This is a genomic window from Streptomyces sp. NPDC088157, from assembly GCF_044741545.1.
Lineage (GTDB): Bacteria > Actinomycetota > Actinomycetes > Streptomycetales > Streptomycetaceae > Streptomyces.
On record NZ_JBIUSU010000004.1, the window covers coordinates 815,819 to 830,491 of the forward strand.

A 14,673-nucleotide genomic window follows, 5' to 3' on the forward strand; every position below is an offset into this window, starting at 1 on the left:
GCGGCCATGCACTACCTCGGCATGGCCGCCATCCACACCAACGGCGGCTCCACTACGACATGAGTTCCTGGTGACAGGCCGTCTTCGGCATCGAAAACGATCACCCGACGGGCCCGCGGGCCGACCCGACTTCCCACCCCTGGGTGCACTGCCCGTCCAAGGCCCACTGCATGGTCCAACAGCAGTCAGGGCAGGGCCAGATGGACTCCTACCCCCCCCGAACTCGACCAGCGGCACATGAACCCGTTCCGGGGGTGCACCAGCGGCCGCCCATGGAGATCCCGCAAGCGCGGGGTGGCGCGGCCGGGACGAGTGCATGGCGTCCTCTCCGCGAGGGTGCGAAGGTCAGCCGCTCACCGCTCGCAGCGCCCCCGGCCTGCGGCCGTTGAGCCGGTCGAGCGCGGTGGCGGTGGCCTCGTCGGTCGGCATGTGCACCACCAGGCGCTGGCCCTCGTCCGGAAGCACGAGTGTCTCGAACGACAGACGCAACCGACCGGCCTCGGGGTGCTCGACGACCTCGGTCCCGAAGCGTGAGGGCAGAGTCGGCGCAGCGGCGAGCCGGTCTCTGAAGGGCGCCCCCGCCACCGTCGTCAGCTCGTTGGCCAGGGCGGTGACATGAGGATCGTGCACCGAGGCCTCGTTGCGCAGATGGGCGATCTGCTCGTCGGCCAGCCGGTCCCACCCGGGAAACACGGTGCGAGCCCGGTCGTCGGTGAACACGTACCGCACCATGTTGGGCGGGTCGCCGTCGAGCAGGCCGAGCGGGCGTGCGTACCGCTCGTAACCCTCGGTGCAGGCCACGATGTCCCCCATCCAGTTGAGCAGGACGGCAGGGGCGGGCTCCAGACTGTCGAGGAGTGCCCTGAAGGTGGCGCGCACCGTGCGCACCGGCGGTGCGGTGATCGAATGGCACAGCTCCTTGCCTTCGCCGTTTTCCTTGGCCAGCCGATGCAACAGCAGACGGTCCGCCGTCGACAGCCGGAGGATGTCGGCGAGGGCCGTGAGGACCTTGGACGAGGGATTGCGGTCGCGTCCCTGTTCGAGCCGGGTGAGGTACTCGACGCTGATGCCGGCGAGGGTGGCCAGCTCGGCGCGGCGCAGCCCCGGCGTGCGACGGCGCAAGCCCGCGGGCAGGCCCACCTCGGCCGGGGTGACGGCTTCGCGGCGGGTGCGCAGAAAGCTGCCCAACTCGTTGTCGTTCACCTCTCGAACGTACAACGTGTCCCGGCGCGGAGGGTGCCCCTGCCACTACTACCCTTCGCCCGGACTCCCTCCGTCGCCGCGGGGCCCGCACGATGGAGCCATGAGCAATGACACCTCTTCGAACACCGCTGTCGCGTCCTCGCTGCCCCTCACTCCCGGAGAGTGGGAACTCGACCCCCATCACGCGGCCGTCAACTTCACCATCCGCCACCTGGGGATCAGCAAGGTGCGGGGCCGGTTCACCGAGTTCACGGCCGGGCTGTACGTCGGTGAGACCCTCGACGACGTGCGGGTGACCGCCGAGATCGCTCTTGCCTCCATCGACACCGGGAACGCCGACCGGGACGCGCACACCCGCTCGGCCGAACTGCTCGACGTGGAGAAGCGGCCGACGATGACGTTCCGCTCGACGCGGATCTCCGGGGAGGGCGAGGACTGGACGATGGCGGGGGACCTGACCATCGGGGATGTCACCCGTCCGGTCACGCTCGCCGTCGAGTTCGGCGGGGTGGTGGACTCTCCTCTGGACCAGAAGGCGCACGCCGGGTTCGAGGCGACGGGCGAGATCCGGCGCGGCGACTTCGGGCTGGACTTCGCGCCCGGGCTGCTCGGTGACGTCATCAAGCTCCACCTCGACATGCCGTTCATCGCACCGCAGGGCCAGCCCGCCTGATCGAGGACGTGCGGTGCCCCGCGGAGAGTTCCCCGCGGGGCACCGCAGCCGCAGTCCTACGGCTGGTCATCGCGCCGCGCACGTACCGCCGTGACGGTCGCGGCCGGCAGGGGACGCTCGGGACGCCAGGCGTCCAGCGCGGCGCCGGAAGTACTGAGCACGGTCGCCAGGAGCCGGTACACGCCGACGAGCGCCAGCACTTCCAGCACCTGCGCGTCGTCGTACGTGAGCCGCAACTGCCTCCAGGCGACGGCTCCGATGACGGCTGCGTCGCAGATCTCGTCGACCGCGGTGATCAGCGCCGCCTCGTGCGGGCTCCAGCCGACGGTCGCCGGATCGTCGGCGATGCGGAGCACCTCCGCCTCCGTGAGGCCGACGGCCTGCGCGGTCTCGTAGTGGTGGGACCACAGGTACCCGGACGCGCTGCGCAAAGCGGTGCGCACAGTCATCAGTTCGCGGTCCCGAGGTGGCAGCAGGCCGGCGTTGAGCAGGGTGGAGAGCGGGTAGACGGCGACGGCCAGGTCGGGATGGTGAGCGAGGATCCGTGTCAGGTTGAGCGTGTCCGGCAGATCCGTGAGATGAGCGGGCAGCCGGCTCTTCCTGCTCTTCAGGCTGTCCGCCGTCCAGACGGCACTGACCTCGGGGGCCCACTTGTCGACCGGCAGCGGTTCGATCCGGGGCGGTGCGCCGTCTGATGCCATGTGATGTCTCCATACGGAGTAGGTGGTGGTGGGTCGGGACCGGTGCGCGGGTCCGTGGAACAGCCGGGCTCCACCCGCAGACCGAGATCGGCGGTGGAAAGACGGCCGCGACGGCACCGCTCTCGCTCTTTTTCCCTCTGTTCAGTTAGCCGAACTCACCCAGCGGAGTGAGCACTTGGCGATACATCGGCCCAGGGGGAAGAAGAACATGACCACTCCACATCGCATACCGAGACACTTCGGACGGCTCGCGACCGTCGGAGTCGCGCTGACAGCGCTCATGGCAGCCGTGACGGGGACGGCGACCCAGTCGGCGGCCACGCCGAAGACGCCCGACAAGCCGCCCGTGCCGTCGCTCGCCTGGACCGACTGCCAGGGCGGCTTCGAGTGCGCGAACGCCGACGTTCCACTCGACTACCGCAAGCCGCACGGCAAGACCTTCACCCTCGCGGTGATCCGGAAGAAGGCCGCGGATCGGACGAAGCGCAAGGGCACGCTCTTCCTGCAGCCGGGAGGGCCCGGCAACTCCGGCGTGGACTTCGTGCGGAACAACTACGCGGATCTGCCGACCGCACTCCGTGACTCGTTCGACGTCTTCGGCTACGACGTCCGCGGCGTCGGCCGCAGTTCGCCGCTGACCTGCTTCGACGACGCGCGGTACACGCGGGCCGTCACGGAGGCGAAGGGCGTGCCCGGTCCGGACACCTTCGAGCCGGCACTGCGTGAGGCCGCCGAGTTCGACCAGGCCTGCGTGGACAACGCGGGCGAGCTGCTGCCCTACATCGGCACCGAATACGTCGCCCGGGACATCGACCTGCTGCGGGAGGCGCTCGGGGAGAAGCAACTCACCTACTACGGGCGGTCGTTCGGCTCGTACATCGGGACCGTCTACGCCGCCATGTTCCCGAAGCGGGTGCGGGCCCTGGCCCTCGACGGCGCGTACGACCCGGTGCACTACGCCAACCGCCCGTACGCCTACGACCGACCGCAGTACCTGGCGCTGGACGGCGCGATGAGCCGCTTTCTGGACTGGTGCGCCGGGGATCAGGCCACTTGCGGGTTCGGCGACGGCAACCCACGCGCGGCGTTCGAGAAACTGAAGGCCGACCTGGACGCCAGCCCCGTGCCGACCGCGAACGGCGGCCGGGCCAACGGCTACACGCTGGTCTACCGGCTGATGTTCAACATCAACGAGGGCAAGGTCATCTGGCCCTCGTTCGGCGCGGCACTGCGCAAGGCCCAGTTGCGGGACAACACCTCCTTCCTGCTGCGGCCGCCGTCCCCCGCCAGCTTCGACTTCCTGGGCCCGAACGTGGCCGTCGAGTGCGTCGACCGGGACTACCCGCGCGACCTGCGCCGGCTGAAGCGGAACGTCACGGCCAACGCGAAGGCGGCGCCGCTGCTCGGTCCGGCGATGGCGTACGGTCCTCCCACGTACGACCACCAGCACGCCACCGCCTGCGTCCAGTGGCCCGGCGAGCACGTCAGCCGCTACGACGGCTCCTACCGGGCCAAGGGCTCGGCGCCGATTCTCGTCCTCGGCACCACCGGCGACCCGGACACCCCCTACCAGGACGCGGTGGCGCTGTCCCGGCGGCTCGACAACGCCTCGCTGCTCACCTTCCAGGCCGAGGGGCACACCGCGTTCGGCCGCAGCGCCTGCGCGACGGACGCGGTCATCGGTTACCTGGTGGACCTCGAGGTCCCGGCCTCGGGCACGACCTGCGCGGACGAGACGCAGCCGCCTTCCTCCACGCCGAAGACGGCCCCGCCCGGCACCACGCTCAGCGAACTCCGCAACGGCGTCAACGAGCGCGTCGAGCGCATCGGCACCGTGAGCTGACGTTCCCGCACGCCCCCGAGGCGCCTGCCTTCCAGGGCCGGCGCCTCGGGCACCGGGCGGCGTCCGAAGACGTGGTCGGCGAGCGTCAGCCGGTCGAGAAGAGCCTTCAGCTCGACGAATTCGGCATATCCGCCCAGGAAGTGGGCGTGTACCCGCCGTGACCGCAAAGGTACGCCGGCTCTCCCAGCCGGTCGGCCGAGGGTCCGGCGGTGTCCGGTGGGCGGGCCGTGGGCTGGACCGCCGGCCCGGACCGCCCGGATCCACCGAGGCGGAAGGGAGCGTGGCAGGTGAGCCACGGTCGCCGCGTGCGGAAGTGCGGCAAGGAACCTGGTGAACGGCGAAACACGTGGAGCTGACAACCTCGTCCCTTAACCTCGTGCATGGAGACGTCGGATGCCAGGTGTATGGAGATCGAGGAGGCGACGGTGCTCGGAAAGGGCATGTGGTTGCTCGCGGGTGCCGTGGGCGTGGCCTGCATGGTGCTCATCGGCCCCAGTGCACCAAGCGATGCCCTCTCCGCCGGGCCACTGCCCGTCGACGCCGTCAGACAGGTCGTACCGAACCGGGTCATGACGTGGAACATCTGCAACCCCTGCGAGGAAAGCAACGTCGACCGGGCGGCGGAGATCGCCACGTACGCACCCCAGGTCATCGGCCTGCAAGAAGCGTGCGTGCGTGACGTCGAGAGGATCCGGGACGATCTGGAGAGCCGTTACGGGCTGGTCTACCACGTCGAGTACGGGGCGGTCCTCCAGAACTGGGGCCGGTGCGGGGGAGTGCCGTGGAGTCCGGGAGGCTACGGTCAGGCGCTCCTGTCGGCGGCACCGATGACAGACCGCGTCAAGGTGGAATATCCCGACGGCGGATCCGAGGACCGTGGGTACATGGCAGTCACCACCATGGTGGGCGGCCGGCCCGTCCGGGTCTTCAACACACACCTCGCCGAACGACGCCAAGAGGCAGTCCGAGCGGAGCAGGCCGTCGTACTCGCCACAGACGTCGCCCGGTACGACCGCGTGATCGTTCTCGGTGACTTCAACGCGGTGCCGGATGCTCCGGAACTCACCCGGATGTGGGCACTGGCCGCGGATGCCGACCCCCAGTGCCATCCTTCGCCCGCCGACGGCTGCGAGACGACCACCGACTGGCACAGCAAGTTCGACTACATCTTCCTGCGAGGCATCACCCCGCTCGAGCACCGTGTGCGACCCTCCCCGTACTCGGACCACCATCTGGTGTACAGCGACCTGGGACCCACGTGAGGGTCGTCTCGGCAGACGGATGGTTCGTCGGAGCGGCCTACCGAGCCGAGTCCCCGGCCTTCGGTCTCTGCCCGGCCGCCCGGCGTTTTGGACTGGCGTGGCAGCAGCGGTTCAAGGGCGACGCCCGCGGGACAGGCCGCCCGGGACGCTGCCCCAACCGAATGACATGTCGTCACGCTCACGCCGGGTAGGGAGCGGCGTCGCGTGCCGACCGGAGCGCGTCCGCCCACCAGGCCAGCTGTTCGAGCAGCGTCTTGGCGAAGCCGGAGGTCTCGGGGTCGAGGGGACGGCCGTCCTGCCATGCGGTGAAGTAGTTCGGGAAGGCGAGACCATCGCGAATCGTCACCGCGTGCAACTCGGTCAGCACGTTCTCCAGGTGCAGTACCGCGTGCCGGCCACCTGCCGCTCCGCCGTAGCTGACGAAGGCGACCGGCTTGGCCGTCCACTGGGTGAAGTGCCAGTCGATGGCCGCCTTCAACGACGCGGGGTAGCTGTGGTTGTACTCCGGCGTGACCACGATGAACGCGTCAGCGCCCTCCAGCGCCGACGTCAGTGCCGCCATCCCGGCCGGACGGGGGTAATCGTCACCGGCGTACTTGGGTGATGCCGCAGGAAGCGCCAACGGGATGTCGATTTCGGCCAGATCGACCACTTCGACATCGAAAGCACCGTGAAGGGCGGCCTGTTCGGCGACCCACGAAGCCACAATCGGGCCGAACCGTCCTTCCCGGACGCTTCCGACGATGATCACCAGCTTGTGCTTGGTCTTCTCCATGCCCACCACGATCAGGCCCCGCCGTGGCTCCAACCAGACCGTGCTCAGGCTGGCCCCCACAGGGCCAGGCTGAGCACTCGGCGGTCAGTGGGGACCGCCGTATGCTCCCATCATGGGTACGCCGTTGGGGGACTTCATCCGGGCCAAGCGCGACAGCACCCAGCCGGAATCGCTGGGACTGCCGGATCACGGCCGTCGCCGGTCACCGGGTCTGCGGCGCTTGGATCTCGCCGCGCGGGCGGGCATCAGCGTCGAATACCTGACCCGCATGGAGCAGGGCCGTGACCGCAATCCCTCGGTGGCGGTGGTGAACGCCCTTGCCGATGCGCTCAGCCTCGACGCCTCGGAGCGCACCCACCTGCGCTACCTCGCGAAAATCACTGGCGGGGTGTGTTCCGCCCACGCGCGGCCCGCGCCACCGCGCCGCAACGTCCGGCCGTCGGTCCTGGAAACGCTCCGCCTGCTCGAACCGGGGATCGCCATGGTGACCAACCGGCTGGGCGACGTCCTCGCCCACACCAGCGGCTTCGAGTCGGTGACGAGCGGAACCGGACTGCTCGATACCGACACCCCGAACCTCACCCGCTACGTTTTCACCGACCCCCGCGCCCGGACGTTCTTCGCCGACTGGGACGACGTCGCGGACGAGCAGGTCTTCGACCTGTGGTTCGCGCCGTCCGTCGAGAACTCCGAGTGGTTCACGGCGGAGCTCGCCCCCACAGCCGGCCCCGACTTCACGCGCCGCCTGAACCGTCACGTGGTTCCGCGCCGTGGCGACCTTCGCCTCAGTCACCCTTCCGGAGGCGCACTCCGGCTGCTGCGCGAGACGCTCGAACTCTCCTCGGACGCCCAGCAAGTGGTCGTCTTCCTCCCCGCGGACGAGGAAACGGCCCGGGCCGTCGACCGACTCGGCCGTCGTCCCCACGGCGGACTCCGGGCCATATCCTGACCCACCCTTACCGTGCGAACCCGAAGGGCCCGGCCCATGTCGAGGAGCTCCCGACTCGGGTGGGGTCACGCGTGGCTGACGGGGTCCTGTCAGGGGGTGAAGACCTCCTCGAGGTGGTCGATGGCCCCGCTGCTGTCGAGGTGGTAGGTGAAGACCAGCCCGGAGTTCGGATGTGCCTCCAACCAGTCGAGGAACTCCTGGACGCCGATGTGCTGGTTCTCGGTGCTTTCCACGATGGGGTTGGTCACTGTGACGTATGCGGCCTGGTCCATCGGGATGTAGGTCTCCTTGCCGACCGTCTCGAAGGGCGCGCCGTCCGAGTCCGGCGAGCCGCAGCCCCAGTTGCCGTACTTGACGATCAGGCTCAGGGTGCCCCCCTCGGGCGTGTAGCGGTAGACCGCGATCTCGTCGGGGGAAATGGGCATCTTGTGGTCGCAGTCCTCAGCCTCGCCTTCAGTGCCCGCCGAGCCGGTCGCCGTAGGGGCCGGCGGTTTGGAGGCGACCGGAACGACGCTGGGGGACTTGACGCCGCTGCCTGCGCCCGTGGAAGCCTCCGCGGAGGGCTTCGTGCCGATCGCGTCGGCGGCCGTCCCCGTCTTGTCGGCGGTGGCGGACGCCTCCGTCTCGCTCGGTTTCGCCTTACTGCCGGCACTCGCCGGGCCGTCGTCACCGGAGCAGCCTGTGAGGCCGAGCGCCCCTACGGCGCACAGGCCCAGCACGACCGCTCGGATGGCGCCCGGTCTGCGGCGGCTCTCGCGCGGCGTCAGGTTCATGGTTCGTCCCCCATCTTGCTGGTTCGAGATCTCCATAAGCCTTGTCGGCTCGGGAGGAAGGGACGAGTTTCAGCCGTCGGCAGTTGCGTCCTGGCCGGATTTTATCTGCCGACGGCTACGGCACGCACCGAACGGGCTCGCTGCGACCGGCGTCACGCCCATGGGGATGCCCAGCTCCCGCAGCGAGTCCCGCTCACCGTCCTGCCGGCGCCGACACCACGAGGCCGCGCCAGGGAGCGGCCACTACCGACGACGAACCCCCCGCGCGGCCTGGACCCCGCATGGCATCGCCGAGCAATCGCTTACCGAGAGGCTGGCGGTGGCGCGGAGGCGGACACCACCCGTCAGCCGTGGGGCGGCCTCGTCCGGCGTCGGTGGGTGGCTCAGAACATCGCCCGGATGATCCCGACGGTGCGTGCCAGGTGCGGCTCGGAGCGGTCGGCGCGGTGGGCGACGGCCAGTTCCACCCGTGCGTCGGCCCCGGCCAGTGGTAGGTAGGCGACGCCGTCGAGGGCCAGCGCGGTCACGGGCTCAGGCACGACCGCGAGGCCGAGGCCCCCGGCCACGAGCGTGACCAGCGTCGAGGTCTCACCCACCTCGTGGCGGATGTGCGGCTCGACGCCGGCGTCGCGCAGCAGGCCCAGTACGACGTCGTACATCACCGACCGGCGGTCGGCGGAGTGCACGATCAGGTCGGCACCGGCCAGGTCCGCTGCCCGCAGCCGTTTCCGGCGGGCTAGCGGATGGTCGACCGGTACGGCGACGACGAGCCGGTCCCGGCGCAGCGTGTGCACGGTGAGCGAGAGGTCGGCCGCCACGGGACGCAGCAGCGCGACGTCGATCGCGCCGGCGCGCAGCGCCTCGACCTGGTCGGGCGCGAGCATCTCACCGCGGAAGGAGAAGTCGACGCCGGGAAGCTCCTCCGTGAGCCGGCGCGAGAGCGCGGGCAGGAGGCTGTACGTCGCCGAGCCCACGCACCCGATCGCGAGGCGGCCCACCGAGCCGGCGGCGACGAGCCGTGCGTGCTGGACGGCCTCGTCGACGTCGGCGAGGATCCCGCGCGCCCGCTCCAGGTAGGCCCGGCCGGCCTCGGTGAGGTCGACGCGGCGCGTGGTGCGGTGGAGCAGCTCGACGCCGAGTTCGGCTTCGAGCTGGCGGATCTGCTGGGACAGCGGCGGCTGGGCCATGTGGAGCCGCTCGGCGGCGCGCCCGAAGTGCCGCTCCTCGGCCACCGCCACGAAGTACCGCAGGTGACGCAGATCCATATGTTGTCCATATCAATAAGCTAGGATTTGAGTACTTCAGAATATCGTGACCGGGGTCTACCGTCACTCTCATGAGTGCTTTCATCTACGCCGCGACGCGGACTCCGTTCGGTCGCTTCAACGGCGCGCTGGCCGGAGTCCGCCCGGACGACCTCGCCGCTGCCGCGATCACCTCGACGCTCGCCAAGGTGCCGGGCTTCGACCCCGCCGCGATCGACGACGTGATCTGGGGCAACGCCAACGGCGCCGGCGAGGAGAACCGCAACGTCGGCCGCATGGCGGCGCTGCTCGCCGGGCTCCCGGTGAGCGTGCCCGGCACCACGGTCAACCGGCTGTGCGGGTCGAGCCTCGACGCGGCGATGACGGCCAGCCGCACCATCGAGTCCGGCGACGCCGAGGTGGTGCTGACCGGCGGCGTGGAGTCCATGACGCGTGCGCCGTGGGTGCTGCCGAAGTCGGCGAAGCCGTTCCCGGTCGGCGATGTCACCGCGGTCTCGACCACGCTCGGCTGGCGGCTGGTCAACCCGCGGATGCCGAAGGAGTGGACGGTCAGCCTCGGCGAGGCCAACGAGCAGCTCCGGGAGCGCTTCGGGATCTCCCGCGAGCGGCAGGACGAGTTCGCCGCCCGCTCCCATCAACTCGCCCATGAGTCGTGGGAGTCGGGCTTCTACGACGACCTGGTGGCGCCGGTCGAAGGCGTCGACCTGGCCCGCGACGAGGGCATCCGGGCCGGATCCACGCCGGAGGTCCTGGCCGGACTCAAGCCGGTCTTCCGTACGGCGGAGCAGGGCGGCACCATCACCGCGGGCAACGCCAGCCCGCTCAACGACGGTGCCTCCGCGGTGCTGCTGGGCAGCGAGAGGGCCGCGGCCGTGATCGGGGCCGACCCGATCGCCCGTATCGCGGGCCGCGGCGTGATGGCGCTGGAGCCGCAGGCCTTCGGATACGCCCCGGTCGAGGCCGCCAACCGCGCACTGGTCCGGGCCGGGATCGGCTGGGACCAGGTGGGAGCCGTCGAGCTCAACGAGGCCTTCGCCGTGCAGTCGCTCGCCTGCGTCGACGCGTGGAAGGTCGACCCGGGCATCGTCAACCAGAAGGGCGGCGCCATCGCGATCGGGCACCCGCTGGGCGCCTCGGGCGGCCGCGTCCTCGCCACGCTGGCCAAGGTGCTGCGCGAGACGAGGCAGCGCTACGGCGTCGCCGCGATCTGTATCGGGGTCGGTCAGGGCCTGGCCGTCGTGCTCGAGAACTGCGACCTCGCGGAGTCGGCCCGGTGAGCCGGGCGCAGATCTTCGAAAGCGCCGACGCCGCGGTCGCCGGGATCGAGGACGAGTCGACGATCCTCGTCGGCGGTTTCGGCCTGGCCGGGATGCCGTTCGATCTGATCGACGCGCTCATCCGGCAGGGCGCGAAGGACCTCACGATCGTGTCCAACAACGCCGGCAACGGCGACGTCGGGCTGGCCGCGCTGCTGGCCGCCCGCCGGGTGCGCAAGGTGCTCTGCTCCTTCCCGCGCCAGGCCGACTCCTATGTCTTCGACGGCCTCTACCGCGAGGGGAAGATCGAACTCGAGGTGGTGCCGCAGGGTAATCTCGCCGAGCGGATGCGCGCGGCGGGCGCCGGTATCGGCGCGTTCTACTGCCCGACCGCCGTCGGCACACCGCTGGCCGAGGGCAAGGAGGAGCGCGAGATCGACGGCCGGAAGTACCTGCTGGAATACCCCATCAAGGGGGACTACGCGCTGATCGGCGCGCACACCGCGGATGCGATGGGCAACCTCGTCTACCGAAAGACCGCCCGCAACTTCGGACCGGTCATGGCCACGGCCGCGACGACGACCATCGTCCAGGTCGACGAGGTCGTCGAGCCCGGCAAGCTGGACCCCGAGGCCGTCGTCACCCCGTCCATCTATGTCGACCGGGTCGTCCAGGTCGAGGCCCGTCACTACACCGTGCAGGGGGCACGATGACCATCACGCCAAGCCATCAGGTGCGCGCCGACCACCGGCTCTCGATGGACGAGCTGGCCGCCGTCATCGCACGCGACATCCCCGCCGGTTCCTTCGTCAACCTCGGCATCGGCCAGCCCACCAAGATCGCCGACCACCTGCCCGCCGACTCCGGGGTGGTGCTGCACACCGAGAACGGCATGCTCAACATGGGTCCGAAGGCGGAGGGTGACGCGGTCGACCCCGACCTGACCAACGCCGGCAAGGTCCCGGTGACCGAGCTGCCGGGAGCGGCGTACTTCCACCACGCCGACTCCTTCGCGATGATGCGCGGCGGGCACCTCGATGTCTGCGTCCTGGGGGCCTACCAGGTCGCCTTCAACGGCGACCTCGCCAACTGGACCACCGGCGGGCCCGAGGACATCCCGGCCGTCGGCGGCGCCATGGACCTCGCCATCGGCGCCAAGGACGTCTACGTGATGATGACGCTCTTCACCCGCTCCGGTGAGCCGAAGCTCGTCCCGCGGTGCGCCTACCCGCTCACCGGCGTCGGCTGCGTCAGCCGCGTCTACACGGACTGCGGCGTCTTCGACGTCGGCCCCGACGGCATACGGATCCGGGAGACGTACGGCGTCAGTGCCCACGAACTCGCGGATCGACTGGGCATCACGCCGTCCCACGACGACTGACGCACCGCGGAAGCATGTTCCCCAACGGGTGTCGGTCGGCGTGGTCCGGTTCTTCGCGCCGGCGGAGAACCGTTGGCCGCTTCCGCAGTGTGGGCAATCATGAAGCATGCGACCGGACGACTGGCATCTCACCGAAGACGTCGACGACTTTCTCGCCCGAGCGGGAGACTTCCTTCGCTCGCGGCCCGGCCCGCACGTCATGCAGCTGACGTGGGCCGAGAGAGTGCGAAAGCGCGGGGCGGACGCGTTCGGCACCGGAACCCGCGTCTTCGGTGTGCTGGAGCGAGCGGGCGAGGTCAGCGCCACCTTCTACCGCCTCCCGCCCCGTGCGCTGGGCCTCTCCCCGCTCACGCCCGAGCAGGCCGACTCCCTCGCCGTCCGCTTGGCCGCGCTCGGGCACTCCCTCAACTCCGTAAGCGCGGGCCACAGCACGGCCACCGCTTTCGCCGAGGCCTGGCAGCGGCACACCGGGGCAACGCCGACACTTCGCGACACGCGGCTCCGTCTGTACGGCCTCGGCACGCTCACTCCACCGAAGCCGCTGCCGGCGGGCCGGGGCCGCGTCCTGGGCGAGCAGGACCTTGAGCAAGTCATGTTCTGGTGCGGAGAGTTCGCCAAGGCCGTCGGTGAGGTGGTCTCCATGGACGCCGGCTCCTGGGCCGGCACGCGCTTCGCCGACAAGCGCTATACGCTCTGGGAGACCCCGGACGGCACTCCCGTCTCCATCGCGGGCATGAACCCGATGATCGGCGGTCAGATCCAGGTCGACATCGTCTACACGCCGGCCCACCTGCGCGGTCGCGGTTACGCGGGCGCCGTGACGGCGGACGTGAGCCGAGCCGCGCTGGCCGCGGGCGCGAGGGACGTCGTCCTGTTCGCTGACCTGTCCAACCCCACGAGCAACGCTCTCTATCAGCGCCTCGGCTACCGCACGCTGACCGACTGGGCGGTGTACGACCTCTCGTCCGCAGCGCCGGAAGCCGGCTGAGCTGTCCGGCTCGCGGCGCAGGGCACCCGCAGCGAGATCGAACGACGTCCCGACCGGAATCCCGAGCAGCCGCGGTGACGGATTGCCGACCGCCGCTTTGGCAGTCACCGCGGGCGCGAATCTCCCCTACCCGGCATCCAGTGGCCGTTCGAAGAACGTCTCCAGGACCACGGTCGCCTGCGTCCCGCTGACCCCGTCGATCGCGTACAGACGGCGCAGCACGTCCTGGAGTTGCGCGGTGTTGGCCGTGCGCACCTTCACCAGGACCGCCGCGCTGCCCGCGATGACATGGGCTTCCTGAATCTCCGGTACGCCGGCGAAGTCCTCGGCCCGGTCGCCCATCCAGGCCGTCGAGTCGATGAGCACGAAGGCAAGGACACCGCGATCGAGGGCTGCGGGGTCCACGTCGATCGTCGTGGCCCTGATGACCCCGTGCTCCCGCAGCCTGCGCACCCGCTCGTGGGCGGCGCCCGCCGACAGACCGACACCCTTGCCCAGATCGGCGTAGGACCGGGTCGCGTCCTTCTGGAGGAGTGCGATCAAGCCGCGGTCGATGTCATCTATCGTCTTCATGCTTTTACAATATCCCGTTCGGTGATCTACGTGCTACGTTGAATTGCATTCTGAACAGCGTATGTGAGGGGACCCCTATGCCCGCCGATGGCCTGTACGAGATCCTGGACGACCGCTTCCGTACCGGACGCTGTACGAGCGGCGACGGAAGGCTGGAGGTGCTGCACGGCGACTGCCGTTGGGCAGAGGGCCCGCTCTACCTGCCCGCCTGGCGCCAGCTGATCTGGAGCGACATCCCCAACGACCGCATCCTGCGCTGGGACGAGGCCACGGGGACGGTCGGCGTCTTCCGCGACCCGGCCGGACACAGCAACGGCAACACCCTCGACCGGCAGGGCCGCCTGGTCACCTGCGAGCAGGGCAACCGCCGGGTCACCCGCACCGAGCCGGACGGCACCGTGACGGTCCTGGCCGAGCGTTTTGAGGGCAAGCGGCTCAACAGCCCCAATGACTCCGTCGTGCGATCCGACGGCACCGTCTGGTTCTCCGACCCGGACTTCGGTATCACCAGCGACTACGAGGGTCATCGGGCCGAGTCCGAGATCGGCGCCTGCAACCTCTATCGGATCGACCCGGCGACGGGCCGGGTCCGCCTCGCCGCCGACGGTTTCGACGGGCCCAACGGCGTCATCCTGTCACCGGACGAGAAGCGGCTGTACGTCTCCGACTCACGAGCCGCCCGCATCCACGCCTTCGACGTCCAGGACGACGGCACGCTCTCCGGCCAGGAGGTCTTCGCCGAAGCACGAGCGGGCGTCCACTTCGACAACATCCGCCTGGACGACCAGGGCCGCCTGTGGGCCGCCGCCCTGGAGGACGGCGTCCACTGCTACGACCCCGACGGCACCCTCATCGGACGGCTCCGGGTGCCCGAATCGGTCTCCAACATCACCTTCGGCGGGCCGAGGAACAACCGCCTGTTCCTCACCGCCTCCACCTCGCTGTACTCACTGGTGATGTCGGTGACAGGAGCGCCCCGCGTCTGAAACGCATAGCCGACCGGGGTCCGGGGAACTCCGTCCTGCGCGCCC

General features: G+C 69.9%; 16 protein-coding genes. 10 read left to right on the plus strand and 6 right to left on the minus strand.

The window, feature by feature from the left end; translation table 11 throughout:
• Nucleotides 1-6: 6 nt before the first annotated feature.
• Nucleotides 7-63, plus strand: coding sequence for a hypothetical protein (locus tag ACIPFH_RS19425; protein WP_401828083.1), 57 nt, complete (start codon nucleotides 7-9; stop codon nucleotides 61-63).
• A gap of 282 nt (nucleotides 64-345) precedes the next feature.
• Here the strand turns inward: ACIPFH_RS19425 and ACIPFH_RS19430 are convergent, their stop codons facing one another.
• Complete coding sequence (locus tag ACIPFH_RS19430; RefSeq protein WP_401827892.1) at nucleotides 346-1,203, minus strand: helix-turn-helix domain-containing protein; 858 nt, start codon at nucleotides 1,201-1,203, stop codon at nucleotides 346-348.
• 100 nt (nucleotides 1,204-1,303) lie between these two features.
• On the opposite strand from ACIPFH_RS19430, the gene ACIPFH_RS19435 reads away from it, so the two are divergent.
• Entirely contained in the window at nucleotides 1,304-1,876 is a 573-nt protein-coding gene (locus ACIPFH_RS19435) for a YceI family protein (RefSeq protein WP_401827894.1), read from the plus strand.
• A gap of 56 nt (nucleotides 1,877-1,932) precedes the next feature.
• Here ACIPFH_RS19435 and ACIPFH_RS19440 read toward each other — a convergent pair whose 3' ends face one another.
• Nucleotides 1,933-2,577: a carboxymuconolactone decarboxylase family protein gene (locus ACIPFH_RS19440; protein WP_401827895.1), complete on the minus strand. Its 645-nt coding sequence runs from the start codon at nucleotides 2,575-2,577 to the stop codon at nucleotides 1,933-1,935.
• A 208-nt stretch (nucleotides 2,578-2,785) separates the two neighbouring features.
• Here ACIPFH_RS19440 and ACIPFH_RS19445 point away from each other — a divergent pair, with 208 nt between their 5' ends.
• Together ACIPFH_RS19445 and ACIPFH_RS19450 are read left to right on the plus strand one after the other, a co-directional pair.
• The gene (locus tag ACIPFH_RS19445; RefSeq protein ID WP_401827896.1) at nucleotides 2,786-4,420 is read left to right on the plus strand and encodes an alpha/beta hydrolase; all 1,635 of its coding nucleotides are present in this window, start codon (nucleotides 2,786-2,788) and stop codon (nucleotides 4,418-4,420) included.
• A 404-nt stretch (nucleotides 4,421-4,824) separates the two neighbouring features.
• On the plus strand, nucleotides 4,825-5,682 hold the full coding sequence (locus ACIPFH_RS19450; protein ID WP_401827897.1) for an endonuclease/exonuclease/phosphatase family protein: 858 nt from the start codon (nucleotides 4,825-4,827) through the stop codon (nucleotides 5,680-5,682).
• A 178-nt stretch (nucleotides 5,683-5,860) separates the two neighbouring features.
• Here ACIPFH_RS19450 and ACIPFH_RS19455 read toward each other — a convergent pair whose 3' ends face one another.
• Complete coding sequence (locus tag ACIPFH_RS19455) at nucleotides 5,861-6,457, minus strand: NADPH-dependent FMN reductase (RefSeq protein WP_401827898.1); 597 nt, start codon at nucleotides 6,455-6,457, stop codon at nucleotides 5,861-5,863.
• Nucleotides 6,458-6,569: 112 nt separating this feature from the next.
• Here ACIPFH_RS19455 and ACIPFH_RS19460 point away from each other — a divergent pair, with 112 nt between their 5' ends.
• On the plus strand, nucleotides 6,570-7,406 hold the full coding sequence (locus ACIPFH_RS19460; protein ID WP_401827899.1) for a helix-turn-helix domain-containing protein: 837 nt from the start codon (nucleotides 6,570-6,572) through the stop codon (nucleotides 7,404-7,406).
• An 89-nt stretch (nucleotides 7,407-7,495) separates the two neighbouring features.
• Here ACIPFH_RS19460 and ACIPFH_RS19465 read toward each other — a convergent pair whose 3' ends face one another.
• Together ACIPFH_RS19465 and ACIPFH_RS19470 are read right to left on the minus strand one after the other, a co-directional pair.
• The gene (locus ACIPFH_RS19465) at nucleotides 7,496-8,179 is read right to left on the minus strand and encodes a hypothetical protein (RefSeq protein WP_401827900.1); all 684 of its coding nucleotides are present in this window, start codon (nucleotides 8,177-8,179) and stop codon (nucleotides 7,496-7,498) included.
• A 383-nt stretch (nucleotides 8,180-8,562) separates the two neighbouring features.
• Nucleotides 8,563-9,444 (minus strand): LysR substrate-binding domain-containing protein, encoded by an 882-nt coding sequence (locus ACIPFH_RS19470; RefSeq protein ID WP_401827901.1) that lies wholly within the window; start codon nucleotides 9,442-9,444, stop codon nucleotides 8,563-8,565.
• A 71-nt stretch (nucleotides 9,445-9,515) separates the two neighbouring features.
• Between ACIPFH_RS19470 and ACIPFH_RS19475 the strand changes: the two genes are divergently transcribed.
• The 4 genes from ACIPFH_RS19475 to ACIPFH_RS19490 all read left to right on the plus strand — a co-directional run bounded on the left by ACIPFH_RS19475 (nucleotide 9,516) and on the right by ACIPFH_RS19490 (nucleotide 13,069).
• Nucleotides 9,516-10,721, plus strand: a complete 1,206-nt coding sequence (locus ACIPFH_RS19475) for a thiolase family protein (protein ID WP_401827902.1) — start codon at nucleotides 9,516-9,518, stop codon at nucleotides 10,719-10,721.
• The gene (locus ACIPFH_RS19480) at nucleotides 10,718-11,413 is read left to right on the plus strand and encodes a 3-oxoacid CoA-transferase subunit A (protein ID WP_401827903.1); all 696 of its coding nucleotides are present in this window, start codon (nucleotides 10,718-10,720) and stop codon (nucleotides 11,411-11,413) included. Before ACIPFH_RS19475 ends, ACIPFH_RS19480 begins: the two co-directional genes overlap by 4 nt.
• A complete protein-coding gene (locus ACIPFH_RS19485; protein WP_401827904.1) occupies nucleotides 11,410-12,081 on the plus strand; it encodes a 3-oxoacid CoA-transferase subunit B in 672 nt (223 codons plus the stop codon). Before ACIPFH_RS19480 ends, ACIPFH_RS19485 begins: the two co-directional genes overlap by 4 nt.
• Before the next feature lie 106 nt (nucleotides 12,082-12,187).
• The gene (locus tag ACIPFH_RS19490; protein ID WP_401827905.1) at nucleotides 12,188-13,069 is read left to right on the plus strand and encodes a GNAT family N-acetyltransferase; all 882 of its coding nucleotides are present in this window, start codon (nucleotides 12,188-12,190) and stop codon (nucleotides 13,067-13,069) included.
• A 126-nt stretch (nucleotides 13,070-13,195) separates the two neighbouring features.
• On the opposite strand, the gene ACIPFH_RS19495 is transcribed toward ACIPFH_RS19490, so the two are convergent.
• Nucleotides 13,196-13,633: an Lrp/AsnC family transcriptional regulator gene (locus tag ACIPFH_RS19495; protein WP_356256331.1), complete on the minus strand. Its 438-nt coding sequence runs from the start codon at nucleotides 13,631-13,633 to the stop codon at nucleotides 13,196-13,198.
• Nucleotides 13,634-13,719: 86 nt separating this feature from the next.
• On the opposite strand from ACIPFH_RS19495, the gene ACIPFH_RS19500 reads away from it, so the two are divergent.
• Nucleotides 13,720-14,628, plus strand: coding sequence for an SMP-30/gluconolactonase/LRE family protein (locus ACIPFH_RS19500; protein ID WP_401827907.1), 909 nt, complete (start codon nucleotides 13,720-13,722; stop codon nucleotides 14,626-14,628).
• Nucleotides 14,629-14,673 lie beyond the last annotated feature (45 nt).